Annotated in this window: 4 protein-coding genes and 1 pseudogene; all 5 read left to right on the top strand. The window is 39.7% G+C overall.

The features are described 5' to 3' along the window. Nucleotides 1–1,371: RHS repeat domain-containing protein (locus tag ACESTD_RS18245; RefSeq protein ID WP_373159091.1), on the top strand; the 1,371-nt coding region annotated here is incomplete at its 5' end. A 2-nt stretch (nt 1,372–1,373) separates the two neighbouring features. After that, complete coding sequence (locus ACESTD_RS18250) at nt 1,374–1,682, top strand: hypothetical protein (protein ID WP_035447399.1); 309 nt, start codon at nt 1,374–1,376, stop codon at nt 1,680–1,682. A 143-nt stretch (nt 1,683–1,825) separates the two neighbouring features. Continuing rightward, complete coding sequence (locus ACESTD_RS18255; protein ID WP_117866734.1) at nt 1,826–3,079, top strand: RHS repeat domain-containing protein; 1,254 nt, start codon at nt 1,826–1,828, stop codon at nt 3,077–3,079. Then, a complete protein-coding gene (locus tag ACESTD_RS18260; RefSeq protein WP_057281495.1) occupies nt 3,042–3,626 on the top strand; it encodes a hypothetical protein in 585 nt (194 codons plus the stop codon). Before ACESTD_RS18255 ends, ACESTD_RS18260 begins: the two co-directional genes overlap by 38 nt. A gap of 108 nt (nt 3,627–3,734) precedes the next feature. Then, nucleotides 3,735–5,209, top strand: a pseudogene (locus ACESTD_RS18265) (RHS repeat-associated core domain-containing protein); the annotation flags it as partial.

Below are 5,209 nucleotides of genomic sequence, written 5' to 3' on the forward strand. Positions count from 1 at the left end.
AGCACGAATGCGAACCGCTTCTCGGAGAACGTTACGGGTTATGACAAGAACGGTAACATCAAGAGTTTGCAACGTTACGGCCAGACTGGTGCCAGTACCTACGGCCTGATAGACAACCTGACTTTTACCTTGAACGGCAATCAGTTGAGTCGTGTGGACGATGCCGTGATGGCTTCTGCTTACGGTGGAGGCTTCGAGTTCAAGGACGGCGTGAAGCAGGTCGGAGAGTACACCTACGATGCGAACGGCAATTTAACCAAAGATTTGAACAAGGGAATCACCGATATTCAATATAATTGTTTAAATTTGCCAAGTGCAGTAACGTTCAGCGACGGAAGTACGATTACCTATGTTTATGCAGCCGACGGCACAAAGCTAAGAACGGTTCATAAGATAGGTGGCGCTACCACCACAACGGACTATTGCGGGAATGTGGTCTATGAAAACGGAGCCCAGAAGCTTCTGATTACCGAAGAGGGCTATATTACTTTGAGCGACAACAAGTATTACTATTACTTGAAGGACCATCAGGGGAACAACCGTGTAGTCATAAACCAGAGCGGAGCGGTAGAGGAGACAAACCATTACTATCTGTTTGGAGGAGTATTCGCTTCATCAACAAGCACTCAGCCTTACAAGTACAATAGCAAGGAATATGACACGAAGAAAGGCTTGAACTGGTATGATTACGGGGCACGGCATTATGATGCAGTGTTGGGACGGTTTATGACGGTGGATCCGTTGGCAGAGAAGTATTATTCAGAAAGTTTGTATACTTATTGTTATAGTAATCCTATAAATTGTATAGACCCTAACGGGAAGGATGGTATTTATATTGCCTTCCCTGATTATAAAATATCAACTCCTATTGGTAAAATTGGGAATTTAGGTCATGCTGGAGTATTATTGATTGATAATAAAACAGGAGTGACTAAATATTATGAATATGGCAGATATGACAAAGAGGGTAAAGGAGTTGTCAGAACATTCGCTGTTCCAAATGTAAAAATAGGACAAGATAAAAAGCCTACATTGGAATCATTGAATAAAACTTTATCAATAATATCTGAACAAGCGGGACATGCCGGAAGAATAGAAGGAGCATATATTGAAAGTGATAAGTTTAAAGAAATGAAAAACTATGCAGAATCAAAAATAGCGGAGAATGCTAATTCAAAGAGGAAAGAGTATTCATTAAGGAATAATAATTGTGGAACTTTTGCGGCTGATGTTTTGAAACAAGACCCATCTGTAAAAGATAAGGCACCAGTAATTATAGATCCAAGGCCCAATAGTATAGTTAAAGAGTATCAAGATAATTTTAAGTCACTAAATTATGATCCTAAAAAGAGACAAGTTAAAATTGAATAGATATGGAAAGTCAAAGTATATCATTAGGAGATTTATTTTCAGTTGAATTATTTGTAGGATCAATAACGTTTGTTTTAGGAACGGTTTTGTTCTTCTTATTATTATTATTGAATTTGAGGCTTAATCTTAAAACGACATTATTATATTGTTGCCTGCAATTGATACTTGTTGTCTCTCTTTCTACTATTTTCTTTATATTTTGGCGTTTTAATTTTGATATAATGATAGGGTTTCTATATTTACCAGGTGTATTATCTGAGGTTTTTATTATGCTCTTATTCTATTTTATATTAAAAATAAAAAACAAATAATTGAATAATATTTTTATAACAATTCTATTACAGCGGGTGGAAACATCCGCTGTTTCTTTTTATAGGGTACCCACTATAATAGAAATATTAGCAGTCTAACTTGCCAAGTGGAGTAATGAAGGCCCAATGGCAAAATTTATTCAATGAGCTTTAAAGCAAATGTTAACGCCGCCTATGATAATACTACAATCATTGGTACAGACACTAACCGTTTCCGCGAGAACGCGACAGCTTTCGTCTACAATAACAGCTTCGAGTTCAAGGACAGCATGAAGCAGGCGAACGAGTACACCTACGATGCCAACGGCAATTTAACTAAAGATTTAAACAAGAATATTACCGGTATATCATATAATTGTTTAAATTTGCCAAATACAGTAACGTTCAGTGACGGAAGTACTATCACCTATATTTATGGAGCCGATGGCACAAAGCTGAGAACAGTCCATAAGATAGGTACTACCACCACGACGACGGACTATTGCGGAAACGTGGTCTATGAAAACGGAGTCCAGAAGTTGCTTCTTACCGAAGAGGGTTATGTAACTTTGAGTGACAACAAGTATCACTATTACTTGAAAGACCATCAGGGGAATCACCGGGTAGTAATCAACCAGAGCGGCACGGTAGAGGAAACGAACCATTACTATCCTTTTGGCGGCGTATTTGCAAGTACAAGCAATACTCAGCCTTACAAGTACAATGGCAAGGAGTATGACTCGAAGAAAGGCTTGAACTGGTATGACTACGGGGCAAGGCATTATGATGCAGCGTTGGGAAGGTGCCATACCAATGACAGGTTTGTAGAGAAGTATTATTCGATGTCACCGTATCAGTATGGGGCGAATAATCCGGTGAATAACATAGATGTGAATGGAGATACAATTGTTGTAAATCCGAACCCGAATGGTTTGATAGATAATGTGAAAATGTTCTTTGGATTTGATACTAAGTATCAAAAGGATGTGAAAGTCGATTTGCAGCAACTTAAGAAAGATGATAAAGGAGTCGCTAATATTATCACTGAGTTGGAAGATAGTGAGAATATTCATTATATTACAATGCCTAAGAAAGGGGCTTCTAATTCAACGCTAATTGATAAAGAAAAGGTTGAAATGAAAATCTCACAAGGCAGTATAATCCATTATGATCCCAATAATAGAAGAAGGAGTCGAAATGAAAAAGAAATGAGAACTCCAAGAGTCGGATTGAGTCATGAACTTCAGCATTCGTTTGATGTAGACAAGAAATTTGCCACTTATGAAACAACGGAAAATGGTATAAAACTAATGGAGGTACGCGCTGTTAATACAGAGAATAAGATTAGAAGAAAAACAGGTGATCCTAAAAGAATTGAATATGGTGGAAAGAAAATACCTAAAAAACTATTGGAGTAACATAATTATACCTTTAGTTGTTGTAATTGGAGGAATCGCTTTCTTCTTTCATATAGTGTATAAGCATTCTGAAAAAGCGATGATGGTTTCTGATCTTGATAGAGTACCTATAACTTCTTTAATGTCAGTAAATATAAAATGGCAAGATTCTACTTATTGTACAGTGTTGGAAAGTGTAGAATTATTTTCCATATTGGAGGAAGAAGGTAAAAAGACAATTCCTCAATTGAAACTTCCAAAGAAAGAGTTCATTGAACTTTCGTACAAAGATACTTTAATAGTAGATAGTCTTTCATTTATACAACTGAAAGATTATATAGTTATTCCTCAATATCGTATAGACTCAATTTATGAGAATGAAGGAGTGAAAGGATTACTTTCTGCTTATTTTGATGATGTATGGTTTATTCCATCTTGTGAAGATGGAATATTGACTTTGCCGGAACAACGGTATGTTATTGATATTTTACATAGATGTGGTTATTGCGTAGATATTGATTGTGAATCAGGTTGCATTTATATTGTATCTTCTCCTGATATAGGTTGATTACTTCAAGAAAAATCTCTTTAATTACTATCCTAACATCAGATATGCTATATTTTGTATGTTAGGATAGTTTTTTAGGTCTATCAAATGAAGAATTCTGTGTAGGTCATGCAGGACTACATCCGTACTCTCCGGATGCTTAACAGCACGGGCACTTCCTATCTGGATAACATTTCCTATATGTATTATTTGTACGACAGTCTGGGACGGCTGACCCTGCAGGGGGAGTATACGGGTAAGAATCCTTCTTCCAGTCCTACCGTGCTTGTGCAGAGCTACTATGACGGTTACGGCTTTGTGGGTGGTACCGGACTTCCTACGGGCCAGTTCACCAAAGATACTTCCGGCTACGGCAGGGGTTCTCTTACCGGCAGTGCCGTTACGGTTTTTGGCAGTAGCACTAAGATCTATAAGGCTTTCTATTATGACATCAAAGGGCGCATGACGAAAAGTGTGCAGAACAACTTGCTCAGTGGCTACGACATCACAAGTACGGTTTATACTTTCTCCGACAAGCCGTCTGGTGTGACACATACACATACTGCCAGCGGAAAGACCACGCGCACGGAAGTATATACCTATACCTACGACCATGCGGACAGAATAAGCAAAGTGCAGCATAGTCTTGGCGGCACTTCAATCACTCTGTACGATGCCACTTATGACAACTTCGGCCGTTTGCTGACCAAGCAGTATCACGGAACGAGCATCAACAAACTGACATATGCCTACAACCTGCGTAGCTGGCTGACGGGCATCAGCGGTACATGCTTCACACAGAACGTGTACTACAACACGGGTGTGGGTACAGCGAAGTACAATGGCAATATCAGCAGCATGACCTGGAAGTCCGGGAACGAAAGTACAGTCCGCGGTTACAAATTCACTTATGACGGTCTTGACCGGATGCTGAACGCTACCTATGGCGAGACAGCAAGTATCAGCACGAATGCGAACCGCTTCTCGGAGAACGTTACGGGTTATGACAAGAACGGTAACATCAAGAGTTTGCAACGCTATGGCCAGACTGGTGCCAGTGCCTACGGCCTGATAGACAACCTGACTTTTACCTTGAACGGCAATCAGTTGAGCCGTGTAGACGATGCGGTGAGTACCGTTGCATACGGTACAAACACTGCCTTTGTGAACGGTGCAAGCGCTGCAGGGGAGTATGCCTACGATGCCAATGGTAATTTAACGAAAGATTTGAATAAGGGAATCACCGATATTCAATATAATGTATTAAATTTGCCCAGTACGGTATCGTTCAGTGATGGTAGCACAATCACCTATACTTATGGTGCTGACGGCACGAAACTGAGAACAGTCCATAAGATAGGTAGTACAACCACAACGACTGACTACTGCGGTAATGTGATCTATGAAAATGGTACTCAGAAGTTGTTACTCACAGAAGAGGGTTACATCAACCTGACCGGTACCCAGCAGTATCATTACTATCTGAAGGACCATCAAGGTAACAACCGTGTAGTAATCAACCAGTCAGGTACTGTGGAGGAAACGAACCATTACTACCCTTTCGGTGGTGTGTTTGGCACTACAGGCAATACCCAGCCTTACAA

It is taken from the genome of Bacteroides sp. AR20, from assembly GCF_964250605.1.
Classification (GTDB): domain Bacteria; phylum Bacteroidota; class Bacteroidia; order Bacteroidales; family Bacteroidaceae; genus Bacteroides; species Bacteroides uniformis.